Consider the following 21,288-nt stretch of genomic DNA (forward strand, 5'->3'; position numbering starts at 1 on the left):
TCGTACGTTTCCGCAGATCAAAGCTGGTCTACCAGGACTCGAACCTAGAATGACGGTACCAGAAACCGTAGTGTTGCCAATTACACCATAGACCAAGGTGATTCAAGGTAAAGCGTACCCCCGACCGGATTCGAACCGGCGCTACTGCCGTGAGAGGGCAGCGTGCTAGGCCGCTACACAACGGGGGCCCTAGCGATCCTGCATGAGAGGTGGCGGGTGCGACCCGGACCACCTTCCTGGGAAGGATCTGTACCCCCGACCGGATTCGAACCGGCGCTACTGCCGTGAGAGGGCAGCGTGCTAGGCCGCTACACAACGGGGGCTTTGCAGAGTTGACCTCTGCGGTTGCAGATGAGCTCTGCGAGCTGGCCTACCAGGACTCGAACCTAGACTAACGGAACCAGAAACCGTCGTGCTGCCAATTACACCATAGGCCACTAAGACGCAATCCCTGTCGGGATCTTGTTCTAGCGTTCGCCCCCAGGTAGCCGACCTTGCGGTCTGTTCTCCGGCGGCGCAGGAAGAACATTACCTGAAGGTGGACGGGGCTCCAAAACGGGTATCAGCGCCGAGGAGCGCGGGGAGTTCGGCGAGCGAGACGATCCGGTGCCGCCCCACGAGGGCCTCACCAGGGGCGTGCCCACCGCGGCGGTCGATCCACACGGACAGCAGGCCCGCGTCCGCGGCACCGCGCCAGTCGATCTCGGGGTGATCTCCGACATACGCCACCTCGTGCGGCGGCAGTTCCAGCGCCTCGCAGGCCGCGAGGAAGGCACCGGCCTCGGGTTTGGAGACGCCCAGCTCGGCCGCGCACAGGACGGCCTCGAAGCGGTCGTACACACCGAGGGCACGCAGTTTCCGGTCCTGGACGGTGAGGCTGGAGTTCGAGAGGACGGCGTGCCGGTGGGTGGCCGCGAGGGCGTCCAGGACGGGCAGGACGTCCGGGAAGAGGGCCCAGGAGGTCTCGTAGTGGGCCTTGTAGCGCTGGAACCAGTCCTCGGCCTCGGCGTCGGTCAACTCCCGTTCCAGGAACAGCCGGACGCGGTCCAGCCGCTGTCCCTCGAACGAGACCTCGCCGGCCGAGAAGCGTGCCCAGTGGAACTCGGTGGCCAGTCGCCAGCGCTCCAGGGCGTCCGCCACGCTCTCGCGCCCGTCGGCCAGTCCCTCGGCCAGCAGGTGCTCGCGCATGGCCGCGCGGTCCGCACCCGTGTAGTCGAACAGAGTGTCGTCGACGTCCCAGACAACGGCCCGAATGGTCATGATCCGACGGTAACCCGGGCCCCGGGGGCGCGTCTGCCCCCGGCCCGCCGTCACACGGGGACGACGAAGAAGTCCGTGACGAAGCAGGTGACTTCACCGGCCGCCGTCCGGCCGATCCAGGTGGGGTAGGCGCCGTCGCCCCAGCCGGAGGTGAAGGCGGCCAGGTTGTGCCCGGTGTCGGGGGCGGTGATCAGGTGGGGTCCCGGGGCCCACTTGTTCTGCTCGAAGGCGTCCCACAGCGGGCCCTCGTCGCCCTCGCACTCCGGGAAGGATGCGTCGACCGACGCGTCGTAGAACGCGCCCGTGCCGGCGTCGACCCCGTAGCCGTAGAACTCGCCCTCGGTGAGTTCGGCGAGGTCCTGGCCGGGCTGGAGGGCGAGTTCCCAGCCGGCGGTGGGCTCGTCCCGTATGACCAGGCGGGCGGCTGCCACGCGCAAGTGCGGTTCGTCGGACGGGAGTTGATCGGGCTGGGTGAGGGTGGCGACGGCCGCCTCGACGCGGTAGTGGCCGGGAGTCACGGCGACCGTGAACGGTTCGGCCTCGCCCTGGCCGAGGCCGACGAAGGGGTCGCAGGCGATCACCTGGCCGGTGGGGAGCCAGAGTTGGCCGCCGTCGACGAGGTGGATCACGCCGACCGTGCCGGTCTCGTCCTCCCTGAACTCGCTGCCCGGCGTGAACAGCCAGGTGTAGTCACGAGCGGTCATCGGCATGAAAGGCGCCTCTCCTGAACAATCTTCAATGATCCGGAACCCTAGCGCCCCGCACCGACAACGCCGAAGGGACGACAGGCCGTCGCGGCTGCCGCCCCTTCACGCGTGCGTGCGTTACGCGGCCAGCTTGGCGAGGGCCGCGTCGATCCTGGCGAGGGTCTTCTCCTTGCCGAGGATCTCCAGGGACTCGAAGAGCGGCAGGCCGATCGTGCGGCCGGTGACGGCGACGCGGACCGGGGCCTGCGCCTTGCCGAGCTTGAGGCCGTGGGTCTCACCGGCGGCCAGGACGGCCTCCTTGAGGGCCTCGGCCGAGGTCCAGTCCGCGGACTCCAGCTTCTCGCGGGCCGTGCGGAGAAGGGCGTCGGAGCCCTCCTTCATGGCCTTCGTCCAGGACGCCTCGTCCTCGACCGGCTCGGCCAGGAACAGGAAGTCGACGTTGTCCGTGATCTCCGACAGCACCTTCAGGCGCGTCTGCGCGTGCGGCGCGACCGCCTGCCACTTGGCCTCGTCGAAGTCCTCCGGCGCCCAGGGCGCGAACGGGGCCTGGAGCCAGGGGGCGCAGCGCTCGGTGAAGTCCTTCACGTCGAGCAGGCGGATGTGGTCGGCGTTGATCGCCTCGCACTTCTTCAGGTCGAAGCGCGCCGGGTTGGGGTTCACGTCGGAGATCTCGAAGGCCGCGACCATCTCGTCCATCGAGAAGACGTCCCGGTCGCCCGAGAGCGACCAGCCCAGCAGGGAAAGGTAGTTGAGCAGTCCCTCGGGCAGGAAACCGCGCTCCCTGTAGAGGTTGAGCGAGGACTCCGGGTCGCGCTTGGAGAGCTTCTTGTTGCCCTCGCCCATGACGTACGGCAGGTGCCCGAAGGAGGGGATCTCCTTGGCGACGCCCAGGTCGATCAGCGCCTTGTAGAGGGCGATCTGGCGCGGGGTGGAGGAGAGCAGGTCCTCGCCGCGCAGGACGTGGGTGATCTCCATCAGGGCGTCGTCGACGGGGTTGACGAGCGTGTACAGCGGGGCGCCGTTGGCCCGGACGATGCCGTAGTCCGGCACGTTCTCCGCGGTGAACGTCAGCTCGCCGCGGACCAGGTCTGTAAAGGTGATCGTCTCGTCGGGCATCCGGAACCGGACGATCGGCGTGCGGCCCTCGGCCTGGTACGCCTCGACCTGCTCGGCGCTGAGGTCGCGGCAGTGGCCGTCGTAGCCGGACGGCTTGCCGGCGGCGCGGGCGGCGTCGCGGCGGGCGTCCAGCTCCGCGGTGGAGCAGTAGCAGTGGTAGGCGCGGCCGGCGTCCTGGAGTTTCTGGGCGACGTCCTTGTAGATGTCCATGCGCTGCGACTGGCGGTACGGCGCGTGCGGGCCGCCGACCTCGGGGCCCTCGTCCCAGTCGAAGCCCAGCCAGCGCAGCGAGGCGAGCAGCTGGTCGTACGACTCCTCGGAGTCGCGGGCCGCGTCGGTGTCCTCGATGCGGAAGACCAGGGTGCCCTGGTGGTGCTTGGCGAACGCCCAGTTGAACAGGGCGGTGCGGACCAGGCCCACGTGCGGGTTGCCGGTCGGCGAGGGGCAGAAACGGACGCGTACGGGTGCGCTAGCCACGCTTGACAACCTTGTTCGTGAGAGTGCCGATGCCTTCGATGGAGACGGCGACCTCGTCGCCGACGGTGAGCGGTCCGACGCCTGCCGGGGTGCCCGTGAGGATCACGTCGCCGGGGAGCAGCGTCATGGCCTCGGTGATGTTGACGATCAGATCCTCGATCGAGTGGATCATCTCGCTGGTGCGGCCGAGCTGGCGCTGCTGTCCGTTGACCGTGAGCTGGATGGTGAGGTCGCTCGGGTCGAGGTCCGTCTCCACCCAGGGGCCGAGCGGGCAGGAGGTGTCGAAGCCCTTGGCCCGGGCCCACTGCTTCTCGCGCTTCTGGACGTCCCGCGCGGTGATGTCGTTGGCGCAGGTGTAGCCGAGGATGACGTCCTTGACGCGCTCGCGCGGGACCTCGCGGCACATCCGGCCGATGACGACGGCCAGTTCGGCCTCGTGGTGGAGGTCCTCGGTGAAGGAGGGGTACTGGATGTCGTCGCCGGAGCCGATCACCGAGGTGGACGGCTTGAAGAAGGCGAAGGGGACGTCCGGCACCTCGTTGCCCAGTTCGCGGGCGTGCTCGGCGTAGTTGCGGCCGTAGGCGACGATCTTGTTCGGGAGGACCGGCGGCAGCAGCCTGACCTTGCTGAGCGGGACCTTCGTACCGGAGAGTTCGAAGTCCGCGAACGGGATGCCCTTGATGATGTCGAGGACGAGCTCGTCCGGCTTGTCGCCCTCGACCGCGCCGAAGGCGACGTTCCCGTCGATGGAGAATCTGGCGATGCGCACGGGATCCTGGCGCCCCTCACTGAGCTGGCTGGAGTCTGACGCTCCAGGCTAACGCGGTGCGGGGCCCCTCCTCGCGCGATTACTCCGCGGCGGCCGTGACCGGGATCTCCATGAGGATGGTGCGGCGCGGGTTGGCCGTCTGGGCCGGCAGGTCGAGCGAGTGTTCCTGCAGCTCCGGCGTCTGCAGCGGCTCGGCGTCCGTGAGGTGCGCCAGCGTCGTGCGTCGCGGGTTGGCGATGTTGCGGAACATCATCGTGGTCTTCACTGTTGTACTCGACCCTCGTCGTCCGTGGGTGGGTGGTTGGCAGTAAGTGCCCTCGTGTAAAGCGTCAGGCTAAACATCCAATTCCCGGCCGAAGACGTGAAGGGTGCCCGATCCGGGTGTGAGTTTGCTCACGGCCGCATGGTCAAAGCGTCCAATTCGGACCCCCAACTCACCTCGACGAAACGGACATTGCCCCCTTGAAGCTGTCATTCCGCTCCTGATCATGGCGACTTGGGCACATGGCATGCCCTCAGAGGCCGTAGGGATATGCACCCTTTGGGGTGAATAGCTTTCTACGTCTCGTGACACAGCCCTCACGCGGTGTCACACAGGTCACAGCCTGGCCTACGGGCCTTGTTGGAGATCCGGCACTGTGCTGGAATTCCACGGACCGCCGCAGAATCAGCCCGGCGCGCAGAGGGCGCAACGCAGCGCCAGGGGCGGCGGAAGGGGGAGCAGCGCCGGTCACTCACGACCACACACTGGGGGGCGCGTTCAGGGCGCTCCCTAAGACGCCGACACCGTCCTTCCGTTCACGCGGAGGGGCGCCTGGTCCAGAGGTTGCGACGCTAGTGCAGGGACGTTTCAAGAGGGATGGCAGTGCTTCGGCGGAGCCGGAGCCGCATGGCGGGGCTGGCCCCAAGACCGGCAGCTCCTCGCCCCAGCACGCCCAGAACCCGGGCCCGGCGCCGTCAGGCGACGGTGGAGGCCCCGGGCGCCCCGGTGTGTCCGCAGCCCCGACCCCCACGCCCGCGGTGAAGCCGCCGTCGGGCGCACCAGGACCCGGACCGCGCGTCGCTCTGCGTAACTGGCGCATCTCCACGCGCCTGGTCTCGCTGCTCGCGCTCCCGGTGGTCGCGGCCACCTCGCTGGGCGCTCTGCGCATCAGCGACTCGATGACCGACATCCAGCAGCTCGACAACATGAAGCTGCTGACGGACATGACCAAGCAGGCCACCGAGCTGGCCACCGCGCTCCAGGAGGAGCGCGACCAGTCGGCCGGTCCCCTCTCGCACGGCGGCAAGGCCACCGACTACGAGGTCAAGGGCTACGAGGAGAAGACCGACCGCGCCCGCGACAACTTCATCAACGCCTCGGAAGAGGTCGACAGCGCCAGCAAGAGCGGCAACCTCCAGGGCGTCCGGGAGAGCCTGGTCGGTCTCGCGACCGAGCTGGACAACCTCGACAAGATCCGCAAGACGGCGTACCAGTCGAAGGGCAACTCGACGCAGACGGTCGACGCCTACCACCGGCTGATCAGCCAGCTGCTGGACCTCTCGCAGGACATGGCGGAGGCCACCAGCAACCCGGAGATGATCCAGCGCACCCGCGCCCTGGCGGCCTTCTCCGCCGCCAAGGAGTTCTCGTCCGTGCAGCGCGCCGTGATCGCGGCGGCCCTGCCGAACAACAACACGCAGCAGGGCACCCTCTCCCCCAACGACCGGCTCTACGCCGACTCCGCTCTGGAGAGCGAGAAGTCGGAACTGAGCATCTTCCGCAACATCTACGGCAACCAGGGCGCCGAGGACCTCATCGCGCCCATCGAGGACGGCAACCCGACCATCGAGTCGGCCGACACCTACGCCCAGCGTGTCCTCGACAACCAGAACGGCCTTGCCTCGCTGGACAAGCGGTCCTACAAGGACTGGGTGGACGACAGCTCGACCAAGATCGAGCAGATGAAGAAGATCGAGCACACGCTGCTTGAGGACATGGAGCAGAAGGCCCGCGAGCTGCGCTCCGCCTCCGAGCGCGAGGCGATCATCTCCGGTGCGCTGATCCTGCTCGTGCTCGGCGTCTCCCTCGTCGGCGCCTTCGTCATCGCCCGATCCATGATCCGCTCGCTGCGCCGCCTCCAGGAGACCGCCAACAAGGTCGCCCAGGACCGGCTGCCCGAGCTGGTCCGGCAGCTGTCCGAGTCCGACCCGCAGGACGTCGACACGTCCGTGGAGTCGGTCGGTGTGCACTCCCGGGACGAGATCGGCCAGGTGGCCTCGGCCTTCGACGACGTGCACCGCGAGGCCGTCCGCCTCGCCTCCGAGCAGGCCATGCTGCGGGGCAACGTCAACGCGATGTTCACCAACCTCTCGCGCCGCTCCCAGGGCCTCATCCAGCGTCAGCTCTCGCTCATCTCCGAGCTGGAGTCCCGCGAGGCCGACCCGGACCAGCTGTCCTCGCTCTTCAAGCTCGACCACCTCGCGACCCGCATGCGCCGTAACGGTGAGAACCTCCTGGTCCTCGCCGGTGAAGAGCCCGGCCGCCGCTGGACCCGTCCGGTCCCGCTGGTCGACGTGCTCCGCGCCGCCGCCTCCGAGGTGGAGCAGTACGAGCGCATCGAGCTCTCCTCCGTGCCGACCACCGAAGTGGCCGGCCGTGTGGTCAACGACCTCGTGCACCTCCTCGCCGAGCTGCTGGAGAACGCGACCTCCTTCTCCTCGCCGCAGACCAAGGTCAAGGTCACCGGTCACGCGCTGCCCGACGGCCGCGTCCTGATCGAGATCCACGACACCGGTATCGGCCTCTCCCCCGAGGATCTCGCGGCGATCAACGAGCGGCTCGCCTCGCCGCCCACCGTGGACGTCTCGGTCTCCCGCCGCATGGGTCTGTTCGTGGTCGGCCGCCTCTCGCAGCGCCACGGCATCCGCATCCAGCTCCGGCCGTCCGACTCCGGTGGTACGACCGCGCTGGTCATGCTCCCCGTCGACGTCGCCCAGGGCGGCAAGAAGCCCGCTCCGGGCAAGCCCGGTCAGGCCGCCGTCGGCGCCGCCGCGGCAGCCGCCGCGGCCGGTGCCGGTGCGGCCCGCCGGGGCAACGGCCAGAACGGTTCCGCGCTCGGCGCGGGCGCGCCCGCCGGTGGCAACGGCGGACTTCTCGGTGCCGGGGCCGCTCCGCGCGGCCAGGTCGGTGCCGGTCAGGGCCCGCGGGCCGCGCTGCCCGGTACGGGCGGTGGACGTCCGGGTGGACCCGGCGGTCCCGGTGGCCCGGGCGGTGCGCGTGGCCCTCAGGGTCCCTCGGCGCCGCAGGGCCGTCCGGCCACGGGTTCCGGTGCCGGTCTCTTCGGCCAGGCTCCGGGCGCCCCGCAGGGCATGCAGGCGGCCGGTACGGGTACCCCGCAGGGCTTCGGCGACGGTCGCCAGGACGCCTTCGGCGGACCCCCGCCGCAGGGCAACCCGGTGCCGCCGCAGCGCACGAGCAACGACGAGCCCGAGCCGCCCCGCGGTGGTGGCCGGCGGCGTGGCCGTCAGCCGCAGCTCCCGCCGCGCGGCGGTGCGCGGGCCGAGCTGCCCGGCGGCAACAACAACCAGCGTCCGAGCTGGAGCGACGAGAACGCGCAGCCCCCGCTGGGCCGCGGCAACCTCGACGCCCCGCGCGGTCACGACGAGCGGGACGCCGAGCAGACCTCCCGGATGCCGCGCATCGACGACCGCCAAGGCCCCGCGGCCACGACGGAGATGCCGGCGATACCGCGCCTCGACGCGCAGAACACGGGCCAGTTCCAGCGTCCCGGCACCAACGGGCAGCAGAACACCGGTCAGTTCCCCCGCCAGGGCGGCAACGGCCCGCAGGACACAGGCCAGTTCGCCCGTCCCGGTGCGAACGGATCGCAGGGCGGCGGGCAGTTCCCGCGGCCGGGTACGGGCGGCCCGCAGGACACCGGTTCGTTCCCGCGGCCGGAGTTCGACACCCCGCGTCCCGGCGCCAACTCCCCGCAGAACGGCGGCCAGTTCGTCCGCTCGGACGTCTTCGGCACCCCGCCGAGCGGTCCGTCGAACCAGGCCAACAACCCGTCGAACCCGGCCAACACGGGACAGTTCGCCGTCCCGCAGGCGTACGACCCCAGCTCCACGGGTCAGTTCGCGACACCCGGCTTTGACAACGGCTCCACCGGTCAGCACAATCTGCCGAACCGTCAGAACCCCGCGAACACCGGGCAGTTCGAGCGGCCGCAGGTCAACGGGAACCGCAACGGCGCCGACCTCGGCGCCCAGCGGCCGCCCGCCCCGCAGCGTCCCACCCGCCAGGAGCCCGAGGCGTTGCCGCCTGCCACGGGTCCCGGTGACGGCAGGACGCCGCTGTACGACACGCTGGAGACCAACTGGTTCCACGGCCAGCAGGCGGAGCAGCAGAGCCAGACCAACGGCTCCGCCCCCGTCCCGCAGCCGCAGGCACCGTCGGCTCCGGCGACACCCCCTCAACGTCCCACGGGCGGTACGTGGCGCAGCTCGCCGAACGACGACCTCGTCCGGCAGGCAGAGCGTGTACGGCAACCGGCCGCGGGCGGCGTCACCACCTCCGGCCTGCCGCGCCGGGTGCCCAGGGCGAACCTCGTCCCGGGTACGGCTCAGCAGCAACAGCACCAAACGGGTCCGCAGGTCTCCCGTGCGCCTGATGACGTACGCGGCCGGCTGACCAATCTCCGTCGGGGCATCGCACAGGGTCGACAGGCCGGTACGGGTACCGGCCAGACCGGCAGCTTCCCCAGCCCCACTCACCAGCAGGAGCGTTAGTTGAGCCAGATGAGCCAGGCGGCACAGAACCTCAACTGGTTGATAACCAACTTCGTGGACAACACCCCGGGTGTGTCCCACACCGTCGTCGTGTCTGCCGACGGACTCCTTCTGGCCATGTCCGAAGGGTTCCCGAGGGACCGCGCCGACCAGCTCGCGGCCGTGGCCTCCGGGCTCACCTCGCTGACGGCCGGGGCATCCCGGATCTTCGAGGGCGGCGACGTGGCACAGACGGTCGTGGAGATGGAGCGGGGATTCCTCTTCCTCATGTCCGTCTCGGACGGCTCGTCCCTGGCAGTGCTCGCGCATCCCGAGTGCGACATCGGTCTCGTCGGCTACGAGATGGCACTGCTCGTCGATCGTGCGGGGGCGGTCCTCACACCGGACCTGCGCGCCGAACTCCAGGGCAGTCTGCTTCACTGACCGGCCCCGGCACCACCCGTCTCACCAAATCACCGTCCGGCCGCCACAATCCCCCCACCGGCCCTGTCAGACGGCTAGCCCGACCGACTTGCTGTCCCGCCCGGAGGATTCATGACCCCGCCCACCGCCTCTCATGATCCGTACGCCGAGCCGTACGGGGACGAGGGCGACCAGCCGCTGGTACGTCCTTACGCGATGACCGGCGGCCGGACCCGGCCGCGCTACCAGCTCGCCATCGAGGCGCTGATCAGCACCACGGCCGACCCGGCAGCGCTGATGGGACTGCTCCCTGAGCACCAGCGCATCTGCCATCTGTGCCGCGAGGTCAAGTCGGTCGCGGAGGTGTCGGCACTCCTCGCCATGCCCCTCGGTGTGGCCAGGATCCTCGTCGCGGACCTCGCCGAGGCCGGACTGGTGGCCATCCACCAGCCGGGCGGCGACGAGAACAACGGCGGCGCACCGGACGTGACGCTGCTCGAAAGGGTGCTCAGTGGACTTCGCAAGCTCTGACGGAGGGCGGGCGACCACCTCCGCGAAGATCGTGGTGGCGGGTGGCTTCGGCGTCGGCAAGACCACGTTCGTGGGTGCCGTCTCGGAGATCAACCCGCTGCGCACGGAGGCCGTCATGACGTCCGCGTCCGCGGGCATCGACGACCTCACCCACACCGGGGACAAGACCACCACCACGGTGGCCATGGACTTCGGACGCATCACCCTGGACCAGGACCTGATCCTGTACCTCTTCGGTACGCCGGGTCAGGACCGCTTCTGGTTCATGTGGGACGACCTGGTACGCGGCGCGATCGGCGCCGTCGTCCTGGTCGACACCCGCCGTCTCGCCGACTGCTTCCCCGCGGTCGACTACTTCGAGAACAGCGGTCTGCCCTTCGTCATCGCCCTCAACGGCTTCGACGGGCACCAGCCGTACAACCCGGAGGAGGTGCGCGAGGCGCTGCAGATCGGTCCGGACGCACCGATCATCACGACGGACGCCCGGCACCGCTCGGACGCGAAGAGTGCGCTGATCACGCTGGTCGAGCACGCGCTCATGGCCCGGCTGCGGTAGCTTACGGCGGGGCTCTGTATGCAGTTCTCAAGTCGGCAGCGCCATACGGCAGTTGTCGTAGACACCCCGGAGCCGGCTGTGGCCTTTGACACGGTCGGCCCCGGTGTTCATAACGTTTCGGCAGAGGAATCGGGTGGTATCGCAACGCGTCGCGGTCATCCGGTGCCACTGCGCTAACAAAGCCCCGTCTTTTGGCGGGGCTCGCTCTTTATGACCGTTTTATCTGGGGCTTACATCACTCGGAATCCGCGGTTCCGACTGTTTGGAATCGCGCAGGCTGACGTGCTGGAATGCCTGAACTGCCCAATAGTCAACGACGTACTGATAAGCAGAGGTCGTTGACGGGCTTGAGACACTGCGGCACGACGATAGGTGCCGACCGCCGGAAGGTTGTTGGTCGAGTGAGGCGAAGCAAGAACGGTCCCGAGCCGTCGGCCCGGGGCAACTTCACCCCGCCGCCGCGCGGAGCGGCGTCCGCCCCTGTGCCAGGCTCGGAGCCCACGGCGCCACTCGCTCCGAGCGGCAGCCGATTCTCCCCCCGCAACTGGCGGGTGCCGACCAGGCTGAACGCGATTCTGCTCATACCCGTGGTGGTCGGCCTCGTCATGGGCGGCTTCCAGGTGAAGAGCTCGATCGACACCTGGCAGAACGCCGAGGACGCGGAGAAGACCGCCCGCCTGGTGCAGGCGGCCCTGACCTACAGCAACGCGATCACCAACGAGCGTGACTCCACCGCCGCACCGCTGCTGCTGGGCAAGGGCGTGAAGGACCCGACGGTCGTCGCCGCCCGCAAGGCCACGGACGACGCCGCGGACACCTTCGACAAGGCCGCGCAGAACATGCCGGACCAGTCGGGCCTGGAGCGCCGGCTCAGCCGTTTCCGCAAGGTCGAGCCGCAGCTGACGTCCATCCGGGCCGCCGCGTACACCACCAAGTTCACGGGTGTGCAGACCGAAGAGGCCTACGTGAACCTGGAGCACCCGCTCCTTGAGTTCTCGAACGAACTGGGCCTCGGCACCGGCAACATCACCAGCTACGGCCGCTCGGTCTACGCCATCGCACTGGCCAAGGGCGCGCTCTCCCTGGAGCGTTCCATCGGCATGCACCTCCTGGTGAAGCCGGGCCCCGGCCAGGGCAGCCTGGCCACCCAGCGCACCGCCATCACCTCGTACGCGTACCTGGAGGGCATCGCCATCCAGGAGTACCAGGCGGGTGGTACCGACGCGGACATCGCGAAGCTGAACACGGCCATGGCGAAGGTCAAGACCGACGGCGCGACGATGGTCAAGCAGGCCGCCGCGCAGGCGAAGGCCGCCAACGAGACGTATGTGCCGCCGCCGGCCAACCCGATCGACATGATCACGGCGATGTCCCAGCTGCAGACCACGGACGCCTCGGCGCGCGCGGTTCTCGCCACCAAGGGCATCACCGCGCAGAACTGGTGGGCGGGCACGACCCTCAAGTACGAGGCGTACCGCAAGATCGAGGAGGACAAGGCCGACACCGCGGTGAGCGAGGCGTCCGACATCGCCGACACCGCCAAGCGCGACGCCATCATCACCGGTGCCGCCGTCGTCGTCGCCCTGCTCCTCGCCTTCATCCTGGCCGGTGCCGTCGCCCGGCAGATGAGCCGCGCGATGCGCCAGCTGCGCAACGCCGCCTTCGGCATCGCCGAGCAGCGGCTGCCGATGCTGGTCGACCAGCTCTCGCGCACCGACCCCGGCCGGGTCGACACCCGGATCTCGCCGATCCCGATCAACACGACCGACGAGATCGGCGAAGTCGCCAGAGCCTTCGACCAGGTCCACCGCGAAGCCGTACGACTGGCCGCCGAGCAGGCCCTCCTGCGGGGCAACATCAACGCGATCTTCACCAACCTGTCGCGCCGCAACCAGTCGCTGATCGAGGGCCAACTGACCCTGATCACCGAGCTGGAGAACAACGAGGCCGACCCGGACCAGCTGGAGAACCTCTTCCGTCTGGACCACCTCGCGACCCGTATGCGCCGCAACGGCGAGAACCTCCTGGTCCTCGCCGGCGAGGAGCCGGGCCGCCGCTGGGACCAGCCGGTCCCGCTGGTCGACGTGCTGCGCGCCGCCTCCTCCGAGGTGGAGCAGTACGAGCGCATCGAGCTGTCGGGCGTCCCGGAGGCCGAGATCCACGGCCGCGCCGTGACCGACCTCGTGCACCTGCTCGCCGAGCTGCTGGAGAACGCGACGACGTTCTCCTCCCCGCAGACCAAGGTCCGCGTGACGGCCACCCGTCTTCCCGACGGCCGGGTCATGATCGAGATCCACGACAAGGGCATCGGCCTCACCGCCGAGGACTTCGCGGACATCAACCACAAGCTGGCCAACCCGCCGACCGTGGACGTCGCGATCTCCCAGCGCATGGGCCTGTTCGTGGTCGGCCGCCTGTCCGACCGGCACGGCATCCGCGTCCAGCTCCGCCCCTCCGGCGAGCAGGCCGGCACGACCTCGCTGGTCATGCTGCCGGACGCGATCACGCACGGTGGTGGTGGTGAGTCGCAGCTCCAACGCGACGAGTTCACCGTCTCGCAGATCATGCCGGAGCAGCCCCAGCAGCCGCAGTACCAGGGCGAGGACTTCAACCAGGCCCCGCTGCGCACGGCCGCCGAGCTGGGCTTCGACGACACCCGCTACTCCGAGGTGCCGGACGACATCCGCGAGCTGGACCCGGTGGGCCGCTCGCTGATGCGCGAGGAGCGCCGCGCGGCCCTGGAGTCCCAGAAGCCGGGCCAGGAGCTCGAAGCGGGCGAGTACCCGGAGTTCAACGAGTTCGACGCCCAGCAACAGCAGCAGCCGTACGGCAACGGCCAGCAGGGCTACCAGGACCAGCCGACCGGCTTCACCGGCCAGCCGGCGTACGAGGAGCAGCAGCAGACGTCGTACGACGAGCCGCGCCAACCCTCGTACGACGAGCAGTACTTCCCGCCGAACGGCGCCGCGCCGCAGGCCGACGCCTTCCCGGACTCCTTCCCGTCGAACAGCGGCTACCCGGAACCCGGGTACGCGGAGCCGGCGCGGGAGGAGCAGGCGTCGCCGCACCCCACGGGGTCGGAGACGTATGCGGGCTTCGAAGAGCCGTCCTACCAGGACGACTGGCCGCAGCAGGACGGTTACCGCAACGGGTATCCGGACCAGTACGCTCCGGAAGCGGAGTCCACGCAGGCCGCTGACGTGAGTGAGCGGGACCACGTAGGCTTCGAGCGTCCGGGACCGGCCCCCTCCGCCGTCCACGCGCTGACCGACGCGGGACTGCCGCGCCGCGGTTCGGCCGCCAACGGTACGAGCACGAACGGTTCGCAGCCCACGCAGCCGGGGCCCTCGGCCTCAGCGGCGCCGGAGAGCAAGGTCGATGTCTTCGGGACCGCGAACGGCGGCACCGGAGCCGTGGACTGGCGGTCGGCGAACGACGAGCGCTGGCAGCAGGCGTCGGCACTGAAGAAGCCGAAGGCGGGCGGGGTCACCTCCTCCGGCCTGCCGCGGCGGGTACCCAAGGCCAACCTGGTCGAGGGCACCGCCGAGAGCACCCCGCAGGGCGGCCCCCAGGTCTCCCGCGCTCCCGAGGACATCCGGGGCAGGCTCAGCAACCTGCGCCGCGGTGTTCAACGGGGACGCAGCGAAGGCAGTGAAACGAACGGCCGGGGCTTCGGCTCCGACAGCACCTACAACCAGGAGCGTTAGTGTGAGCCCGATGAGCCAGGCGGCGCAGAACCTGAACTGGTTGATCACCAACTTCGTGGACAACACCCCTGGGGTGTCCCACACGGTGGTGGTCTCCGCCGACGGACTCCTTCTGGCGATGTCCGACGGCTTCCCGCGCGATCGTGCCGATCAGTTGGCGGCCGTCGCGTCGGGCCTGACCTCGCTGACCGCGGGCGCCTCCCGCATCTTCGAGGGCGGCGCCGTGAACCAGACGGTTGTGGAGATGGAGCGGGGATTCCTCTTCCTCATGTCCGTATCCGACGGTTCCTCGCTCGCGGTTCTCGCGCACCCCGAGGCGGACATCGGCCTCATTGGGTACGAGATGGCCCTTCTGGTGGACCGTGCCGGTACGGTCCTGACCCCGGACCTTCGAGCGGAGCTCCAGGGGAGCCTTCTCAACTAACAGACGGACGGTGCGTTTTGGCGTCCTGAGGCCATAAGGTTTCGGGACGCGGCTCCACATTGATGGGTGCCCGGCACAGTCGGAGGAGGAGAAAGTGGCAACACCCCCAGGCGGTTCGTCTTCGGGCAACTGGTCGTACGGCCCCGGCCAGGGGCAGGGCGACGGTTCCCAGAACCGGTACAACTTCCCCTCCTCACCTTCCCCGCGTCACCCGCAGTACCCGCAGGGCCCCGGCCCGTCGCCGTACGACCAGCCGCCGGCTCCGCGCATCCAGCCTGTGCAGCCCCATCGACGCTCCCCCGAGTCGGCTCCCGCCGGGTCGACGAGCAACCCCTTGGTGCGTCCGTACGCCATGACCGGCGGCCGGACGCGCCCCCGCTACCAGCTCGCCATCGAGGCGCTGGTGCACACCACCGCGCAGCCGCACCAGATGCAGGGCCAGTTGCCCGAGCATCAGCGGATCTGCAACCTCTGCCGGGAGATCAAGTCGGTGGCCGAGATCTCGGCCCTCCTGACGATCCCTCTCGGTGTGGCCAGGATCCTCGTCGCCGACTTGGCGGAGGCGGGCCTGGTCGCCATTCATCAACCCGGCGGCGACGAGAACGCCGGCGGCCAGCCAGATGTGACACTGCTCGAAAGGGTGCTCAGTGGACTTCGCAAGCTCTAGCGGAGGGCCTTCCCGCTCCACCACCTCGGCGAAGATCGTGGTGGCGGGTGGCTTCGGCGTGGGCAAGACCACGTTCGTCGGGGCCGTCTCGGAGATCAACCCGCTGCGTACCGAGGCCGTCATGACGTCCGCGTCCGCGGGCATCGACGACCTCACCCACACCGGAGACAAGACGACCACGACGGTCGCGATGGACTTCGGCCGCATCACCCTGGACCAGGACCTGATCCTGTACCTCTTCGGTACGCCGGGCCAGGACCGCTTCTGGTTCATGTGGGACGACCTGGTACGCGGCGCGATCGGCGCGATCGTGCTCGTGGACACCCGTCGTCTCGCCGACTGCTTCCCCGCGGTCGACTACTTCGAGAACTCGGGTCTCCCCTTCGTCATCGCCCTCAACGGCTTCGACGGCCAGCAGCCGTACAACCCGGACGAGGTCCGCGAGGCCCTGCAGATCGGCCCCGACACCCCGATCATCACGACGGACGCCCGCCACCGCGCGGACGCGAAGTCGGGACTGATCACGCTGGTCGAGCACGCGCTGATGGCCCGCCTCCGGTAACACGCGGCATTTCGACGTCAAGGGGCCAACTCCGGCTGGAGTAGGCCCCTTTGTCGTACCCCCTGCCACAATGAACGCTCTTCGGTTCGGCAATGGGGGGGACACGATGAGCGCGGAGGCGGCTGCACTGCGGCTGGGGACGACCGTGGTGAAGGCGGCGGCGCAGACGTGGCTGGGGGGCAAACGGCGCGAGCAGGAGCGCCGGCTGCCGATGGACGAACTCGTCCGGCTGCGGGTGTCCGGGCTGCGCCAACAGCGCAGCGTCCAGCGCCAGTTCGAGGAGATGGCCGACACGGCGGCCGCGCGGATCGAACCGTTCCTGGCCCAGGAGTTCCGCGGCCTGGACGAGAGCGGCCGGGAAGCGGCGCTCAACGGGGTGTGCGACACGTTCGCCCGCGCCGACCTCTCCGACGAGGCGGTCCTGGCGGCCGACGCGCAACCGGCCGAACTGATCCGCCGCATCACGGCATCCGTGAGCCCACCGGTCGGCCTGAGCGAACCCGAGACGCGCCTCTACGAACTCCTCTTCAGCGAGTGCTGCGAGTACTACGTCAGCATCGTGCGCACCCTCCCGGTCTTCGAGGAGCGGACCCTGGCCGAACTCCTGGCCCGCACCGGCTCGTTGAGCGACCGCGTCGCCCGCGTCCTCGAACGCCTCCCCGACCGCTCCCTGTTCGCCCCCGACGGCACCGACCGGGACCACGAGTTCCGCCGCTGGTACATGGAGCTGGTCAGCAACACCCTCGACGAGGTGGAACTGTTCCGCCGCACGTCCGACCGCGCCGCCGCGCAGGTACGGCTGTCGGTGGCCTACGTCAGCCTGCGGGCCACCGGGGACGACGGGACCCGCCGCCGCGCCACCGTCCGCACGCTGCCGCTCAGGCCGGACCTGAGCGGCTGGGAGGACTCCGGGACCGAGAGCTCCGGGATGCGGGTGGAGTCGGCGCTGGGCGGGGCGTCCAGGGTCCTGCTGCGCGGCGAGGCGGGCTCCGGCAAGACCACACTGCTCCGCTGGCTGGCGATCACGGCGGCACGGGGCGCCTTCACCGCCGAACTCGCCGACTGGAACGGCCTCACACCCGTCTTCGTCAAGCTCCGCGAGTACAGCGGCCGTTCGCTGCCCAAGAAGCCCGAGGAACTGCTCGACGGCGTCGCCGGGAACATCACCGGGATCATGCCCAGGGGCTGGGTGGAACGCCAACTCCGGGACAACAAGGTCCTGTTACTGGTCGACGGAGTGGACGAGCTGCTCGGCTCGGAACGCCGATCCGTCCGGGACTGGCTGCGTAAACTCCTCGGGACGTACGGTGGCATACGGGTGGTCGTGACCTCACGTCCGACCGCCGCCGGGGCGGACTGGCTGCGCCGGGAGGACTTCACCGCGCTCCACCTGGACCGGATGACCCCACCGGACCTGGCCGCGTTCGTACGGCAGTGGCACGAGGCCGTCCGGGAACTCGGCGACGAACTCCCGTGCGGCGTCGACGAGTTGCCGCGCTACGAACAGTCCCTGCTCAACAGTCTCAAGGACCGCGCCCACCTCCAGTCCCTGGCCGGCACCCCGCTCCTGGCCGCGATGCTGTGCGCGATGCACCTGAACCGGGGCAGCCAACTCCCCCGGGACCGCATGGAGTTGTACCGCAACGCACTCCACACCCTGGTGCACGACCGAGACGCCGACCGGAACGTACCGAGCGCGCTGAACAGCAGGTTCAGCCTCGGCGACAAGCTGGTCGTGCTACGGGATCTGGCCTGGCGCCTCTCGGACAACAACCGCAGTGAGATCGCCCTGGACCAGGCGGCCGTCCATGTCGCCGCCAAGCTGTCGGCGATGCGGCACCTGGAGGTACAGGACGGCCACGGGGTCCTGGAACAGCTGCGGGACCGCTCCGGCATCCTCCGCTCCCCCGTCGAGGGACGCCTCGACTTCGTCCACCGGACCTTCCAGGAGTACCTGGCCGCCGAGGAGGCCACGGAGGAGGACCGGATCGGCAACCTCGTCGGCCGGGCCCACCTCGACCTCTGGCGCGAGACCATCATCATGGCCGCCGGGCATGCCAACTCCCGTCAGCGGCAGGAGCTGTTGGACGGGATCCTGGACCGGGCGGAGGCGGAGCCCCGGTATGCGCGGGGGCTGCGGTTGCTGGCCGCTTCTTGTCAGGAGACGCTGCCGACGATTCCGGACGGGCTGGCGGGGCGGCTGGACGGGGCGGTGTCGGCGCTGCTTCCGGCTCGACGGCTTACGGATCCGCCGGCTTTGGCGGCTGTGGGGACGAGCCTGCTGCGACGACTGCCGCGTTCCCTGGGTGAGTTGACGGAGAAGTCAGCGAAACAGACGGTACGGACTGTGGCGATGATCGGGGGTGAGGAGGCGTTGGCGCTGATGGTGGGGTACGCGGAGGACCGGCGCGGCCCCGTCGTCCAGGAAATCATCGACGCCTGGGCCTACTTCGACGCGGACGCCTACGGCGAACAGGTACTGGCCGGGCTGCCGTTGGAGGGACACGAGGTGAGTCTCAGGCACTCGCAACAGTGGCGTGCGGCGACTCGGTTGACGTCCATCACGGAGCTGTCGATCCACTACCCGCTCCCGACGCTCGCCGCCCTGGACCAACTCCCGCCCATGGAGCGCCTGTCGATCTACAACCTCCATGGCCCCGGGGACCTCTCAGTGCTGATGGCTCACCCACAGCTGCGATTGTTCACGGTCTTGGGGCGAGGAGATGTACACAGGTTCGAATCCATCGAGAACCTGGAGAACCTCTTCTACGTGGGGCTCGGCCACGGCGGCACGACCGATCTCAACAGTCTGCGTCTTGGGCCAATGACGTCCTGGTTGAGCCTGTACGAGCTGAGCGGGACCAGTGAACTGGCCGCCTTGAGCAACTTCCCCGACGTCGAGAACCTCTTCCTGATGACCCCGAGCACGTGTACGCCGCGTGGCCTGAGCAGCGTCTCCGCCATGCCCGGGCTCCTTGACCTCAGCCTCAGGAACATGCACGTGCCGGAGTGGCTGACAGAACAGGAACCCCTTCCGGCCGGACTACACGTGCTCACGCTCGATGACTGCGTCGTACCAGGGGACTCCCGCGCCTACCGCGACCTCAGTTCCCTCGACACACTGCACATCAGGTCCTGCCGAACTCCCGACGGCACCCCCATCACCACCCTCGACCTCCCGGTCAAGAACCTCAACATCGCCTGACCCGCGAACGCCAACGGCCCCACCCTCCCGAAGAAGAGTGGGGCCACGGCAAGCGCGTTGAAGCGATGCTCAGTGCCAGCTGTGCGGCGCCCGGAATCCACCCTCGCGCTCCAGCCGACGCCAGCCGGCCTTGGGCAGCGGACGGTGGGCCGGAGCTTCGGCAGGGGCAGCCGCCGCGCGGGCCAGCAGGATCGCCGTGATCGCGGCGACTTCCTCGGGCTCGGCGTGGCCCTTCTCGACACGAATGTCAGGGGTGCTCATAGGTTCAGTCTCCGTGGCTGAGGTTTCCGCACGGGTAGCGCGGAGGGTCCGCTGGGTTACTGCGGGGGGTTGCCGTGCTTACGCGAGGGCAGGTCGGCGTGCTTGGTGTGCAGCATCGCGAGCGACCTGATGAGTACTTCGCGGGTCTCGGCGGGGTCGATGACGTCGTCGACGAGTCCGCGCTCAGCCGCGTAGTACGGGTGCATCAGCTCGGACTTGTACTCCTTGACCATGCGCGTCCGCATCGCCTCGGGGTCCTCGGCGTCGGCGATCTGGCGGCGGAAGATGACGTTGGCGGCACCTTCGGCGCCCATCACGGCGATCTCGTTGGTGGGCCAGGCGTAGGTGAGGTCGGCGCCGATGGACTGGCTGTCCATGACGATGTAGGCACCTCCGTACGCCTTGCGCAGGATGAGCGAAATCCTCGGCACGGTGGCGTTGCAGTACGCGTAGAGCAGCTTCGCTCCGTGCCGGATGATTCCGCCGTGCTCCTGGTCGACGCCGGGAAGGAATCCCGGAACGTCCAGGAACGTAACGATCGGAATGTTAAAAGCGTCACACATCTGGACAAAGCGCGCAGCTTTTTCGCTGGCCTCGATGTCCAGGACGCCCGCGAGGGTCTGCGGCTGGTTGGCGACGATGCCGACGACCCGACCGTCGAGGCGGGCCAGCGCGCAGATGATGTTGCGGGCCCAACGCTCGTGGATCTCCAGGTAGTCGCCGTCGTCGACGATCTCCTCGATCACCTTGGTCATGTCGTACGGCCGGTTGCCGTCGGCCGGGACCAGGTCGAGCAGGATCTCCGAGCGGCGCTCGGCCTCGTCGCTCGACTCCGCGCGGGGCGGGTTCTCGCGGTTGTTCTGCGGGAGCATCGACAGGAGGTAGCGCACCTCGGCGAGGCAGGTCTCCTCGTCGTCGTAGGCGAAGTGGCAGACGCCGGAGGTCTCGGCGTGGACGTCGGCGCCGCCGAGGCCGTTCTGCGAGATCTCCTCGCCGGTGACCGCCTTGACGACGTCCGGGCCGGTGATGAACATCTGCGAGGTCTCGCGGACCATGAAGACGAAGTCGGTGAGGGCGGGCGAGTAGGCCGCGCCGCCGGCGCACGGGCCGAGCATCACGCTGATCTGCGGGATGACACCGGAGGCCTTGGTGTTGCGCTGGAAGATGCCGCCGTACCCGGCGAGGGCGCTGACGCCCTCCTGGATGCGGGCACCGGCGCCGTCGTTCAGGGAGACCAGCGGAGCCCCGGCCGCGATGGCCATGTCCATGATCTTGTGGATCTTCGTGGCGTGGGCCTCGCCCAGCGCGCCGCCGAAGATCCGGAAGTCGTGCGCGTAGACGAAGACCGTGCGGCCCTCGACCGTGCCCCAGCCGGTGATCACACCGTCGGTGTACGGCTTCTTGGCCTCCAGGCCGAAGCCGACGGCGCGGTGCCGGCGCAGTTGCTCGACCTCACGGAAGGACCCGGGGTCGAGGAGCAGGTCGATACGCTCCCGGCCGGTCAGCTTCCCCTTGGCGTGCTGCGCCTCGGTCGCCTTCTCGCTCGGGCCGGCCAGTGCCCGCGCACGGATCTCGTGCAGCTCGGCCACTCGCCCGCGCGCGTCAGTCGGCTCACCCGGCGCCTCATCCAAAACGGTCATGTACTGACCCTACGAAGGGGACCAAGGAAAGGGCGCCGTCGACTCTGCACAGTCTCCGGACCGTTTTCCTGGTACCCCTGAACAGAACCTCACCGGCATGCAGCCGTTCCGACTGCTCACGGGGCATGCTGGTTGTAGGGGTTACACAAACCCGACAGCTGAGAGCCACCTCACATTCACGTGCGGGGGATGCCATCCCCAGAGTGACTCCCGGAGCGATTCCCGGAGTGG

16 protein-coding genes and 4 tRNA genes are annotated in these 21,288 nt (G+C 69.1%); 9 read left to right on the forward strand and 11 right to left on the reverse strand.

The genetic code is table 11. The annotated features are described in order from the left end of the window. Positions 1 to 23 precede the first annotated feature (23 nt). The 9 genes from OG226_RS16100 to OG226_RS16140 all read right to left on the reverse strand — a co-directional run bounded on the left by OG226_RS16100 (position 24) and on the right by OG226_RS16140 (position 4,594). Positions 24 to 95: transfer RNA gene (locus OG226_RS16100), tRNA-Gln, on the reverse strand. A 20-nt stretch (positions 96 to 115) separates the two neighbouring features. After that, positions 116 to 188: transfer RNA gene (locus OG226_RS16105), tRNA-Glu, on the reverse strand. A 62-nt stretch (positions 189 to 250) separates the two neighbouring features. Then, positions 251 to 323: transfer RNA gene (locus tag OG226_RS16110), tRNA-Glu, on the reverse strand. A 42-nt stretch (positions 324 to 365) separates the two neighbouring features. Continuing rightward, positions 366 to 437, reverse strand: a tRNA-Gln gene (locus OG226_RS16115). Positions 438 to 528: 91 nt separating this feature from the next. Beyond that, on the reverse strand, positions 529 to 1,260 hold the full coding sequence (locus tag OG226_RS16120; protein WP_329349293.1) for an HAD family hydrolase: 732 nt from the start codon (positions 1,258 to 1,260) through the stop codon (positions 529 to 531). Positions 1,261 to 1,310: 50 nt separating this feature from the next. Further along, positions 1,311 to 1,970 (reverse strand): DUF4241 domain-containing protein, encoded by a 660-nt coding sequence (locus OG226_RS16125; protein ID WP_328678701.1) that lies wholly within the window; start codon positions 1,968 to 1,970, stop codon positions 1,311 to 1,313. A 114-nt stretch (positions 1,971 to 2,084) separates the two neighbouring features. Next, complete coding sequence (gene gltX, locus OG226_RS16130) at positions 2,085 to 3,569, reverse strand: glutamate--tRNA ligase (RefSeq protein ID WP_329349294.1); 1,485 nt, start codon at positions 3,567 to 3,569, stop codon at positions 2,085 to 2,087. Further along, positions 3,553 to 4,329, reverse strand: a complete 777-nt coding sequence (locus OG226_RS16135) for a fumarylacetoacetate hydrolase family protein (protein WP_329349295.1) — start codon at positions 4,327 to 4,329, stop codon at positions 3,553 to 3,555. The genes gltX and OG226_RS16135 overlap by 17 nt, the downstream gene beginning before the upstream one ends. 79 nt (positions 4,330 to 4,408) lie before the next feature. Continuing rightward, positions 4,409 to 4,594, reverse strand: coding sequence for a hypothetical protein (locus OG226_RS16140; RefSeq protein ID WP_019058645.1), 186 nt, complete (start codon positions 4,592 to 4,594; stop codon positions 4,409 to 4,411). Positions 4,595 to 5,166: 572 nt separating this feature from the next. On the opposite strand from OG226_RS16140, the gene OG226_RS16145 reads away from it, so the two are divergent. The 9 genes from OG226_RS16145 to OG226_RS16185 all read left to right on the forward strand — a co-directional run bounded on the left by OG226_RS16145 (position 5,167) and on the right by OG226_RS16185 (position 19,156). Beyond that, the gene (locus OG226_RS16145) at positions 5,167 to 9,102 is read left to right on the forward strand and encodes a sensor histidine kinase (protein ID WP_328678708.1); all 3,936 of its coding nucleotides are present in this window, start codon (positions 5,167 to 5,169) and stop codon (positions 9,100 to 9,102) included. Positions 9,103 to 9,111: 9 nt separating this feature from the next. After that, on the forward strand, positions 9,112 to 9,525 hold the full coding sequence (locus OG226_RS16150) for a roadblock/LC7 domain-containing protein (protein ID WP_005479910.1): 414 nt from the start codon (positions 9,112 to 9,114) through the stop codon (positions 9,523 to 9,525). A 111-nt stretch (positions 9,526 to 9,636) separates the two neighbouring features. Continuing rightward, positions 9,637 to 10,035, forward strand: a complete 399-nt coding sequence (locus tag OG226_RS16155) for a DUF742 domain-containing protein (protein ID WP_019058642.1) — start codon at positions 9,637 to 9,639, stop codon at positions 10,033 to 10,035. Beyond that, the gene (locus OG226_RS16160; RefSeq protein ID WP_006375318.1) at positions 10,016 to 10,591 is read left to right on the forward strand and encodes a GTP-binding protein; all 576 of its coding nucleotides are present in this window, start codon (positions 10,016 to 10,018) and stop codon (positions 10,589 to 10,591) included. Before OG226_RS16155 ends, OG226_RS16160 begins: the two co-directional genes overlap by 20 nt. A 401-nt stretch (positions 10,592 to 10,992) precedes the next feature. After that, positions 10,993 to 14,298, forward strand: coding sequence for a sensor histidine kinase (locus OG226_RS16165; RefSeq protein ID WP_329349296.1), 3,306 nt, complete (start codon positions 10,993 to 10,995; stop codon positions 14,296 to 14,298). 10 nt (positions 14,299 to 14,308) lie between these two features. Next, a complete protein-coding gene (locus OG226_RS16170; protein ID WP_019058640.1) occupies positions 14,309 to 14,722 on the forward strand; it encodes a roadblock/LC7 domain-containing protein in 414 nt (137 codons plus the stop codon). Positions 14,723 to 14,816: 94 nt separating this feature from the next. Further along, positions 14,817 to 15,389: a DUF742 domain-containing protein gene (locus tag OG226_RS16175; protein WP_328678726.1), complete on the forward strand. Its 573-nt coding sequence runs from the start codon at positions 14,817 to 14,819 to the stop codon at positions 15,387 to 15,389. Then, complete coding sequence (locus tag OG226_RS16180) at positions 15,370 to 15,951, forward strand: GTP-binding protein (RefSeq protein ID WP_328678727.1); 582 nt, start codon at positions 15,370 to 15,372, stop codon at positions 15,949 to 15,951. Before OG226_RS16175 ends, OG226_RS16180 begins: the two co-directional genes overlap by 20 nt. Before the next feature lie 106 nt (positions 15,952 to 16,057). Next, entirely contained in the window at positions 16,058 to 19,156 is a 3,099-nt protein-coding gene (locus tag OG226_RS16185; protein WP_328678728.1) for an NACHT domain-containing protein, read from the forward strand. A 69-nt stretch (positions 19,157 to 19,225) separates the two neighbouring features. Here the strand turns inward: OG226_RS16185 and OG226_RS16190 are convergent, their stop codons facing one another. Next, a complete protein-coding gene (locus tag OG226_RS16190; RefSeq protein ID WP_078652542.1) occupies positions 19,226 to 19,417 on the reverse strand; it encodes an acyl-CoA carboxylase subunit epsilon in 192 nt (63 codons plus the stop codon). Between the two features lie 56 nt (positions 19,418 to 19,473). After that, positions 19,474 to 21,057, reverse strand: coding sequence for an acyl-CoA carboxylase subunit beta (locus OG226_RS16195; RefSeq protein WP_327401078.1), 1,584 nt, complete (start codon positions 21,055 to 21,057; stop codon positions 19,474 to 19,476). Between the last annotated feature and the right edge of the window lie 231 nt (positions 21,058 to 21,288).

Origin of the sequence: Streptomyces sp. NBC_01261, assembly GCF_036226385.1 — a bacterium.
In the GTDB taxonomy this organism is placed as follows: domain Bacteria; phylum Actinomycetota; class Actinomycetes; order Streptomycetales; family Streptomycetaceae; genus Streptomyces.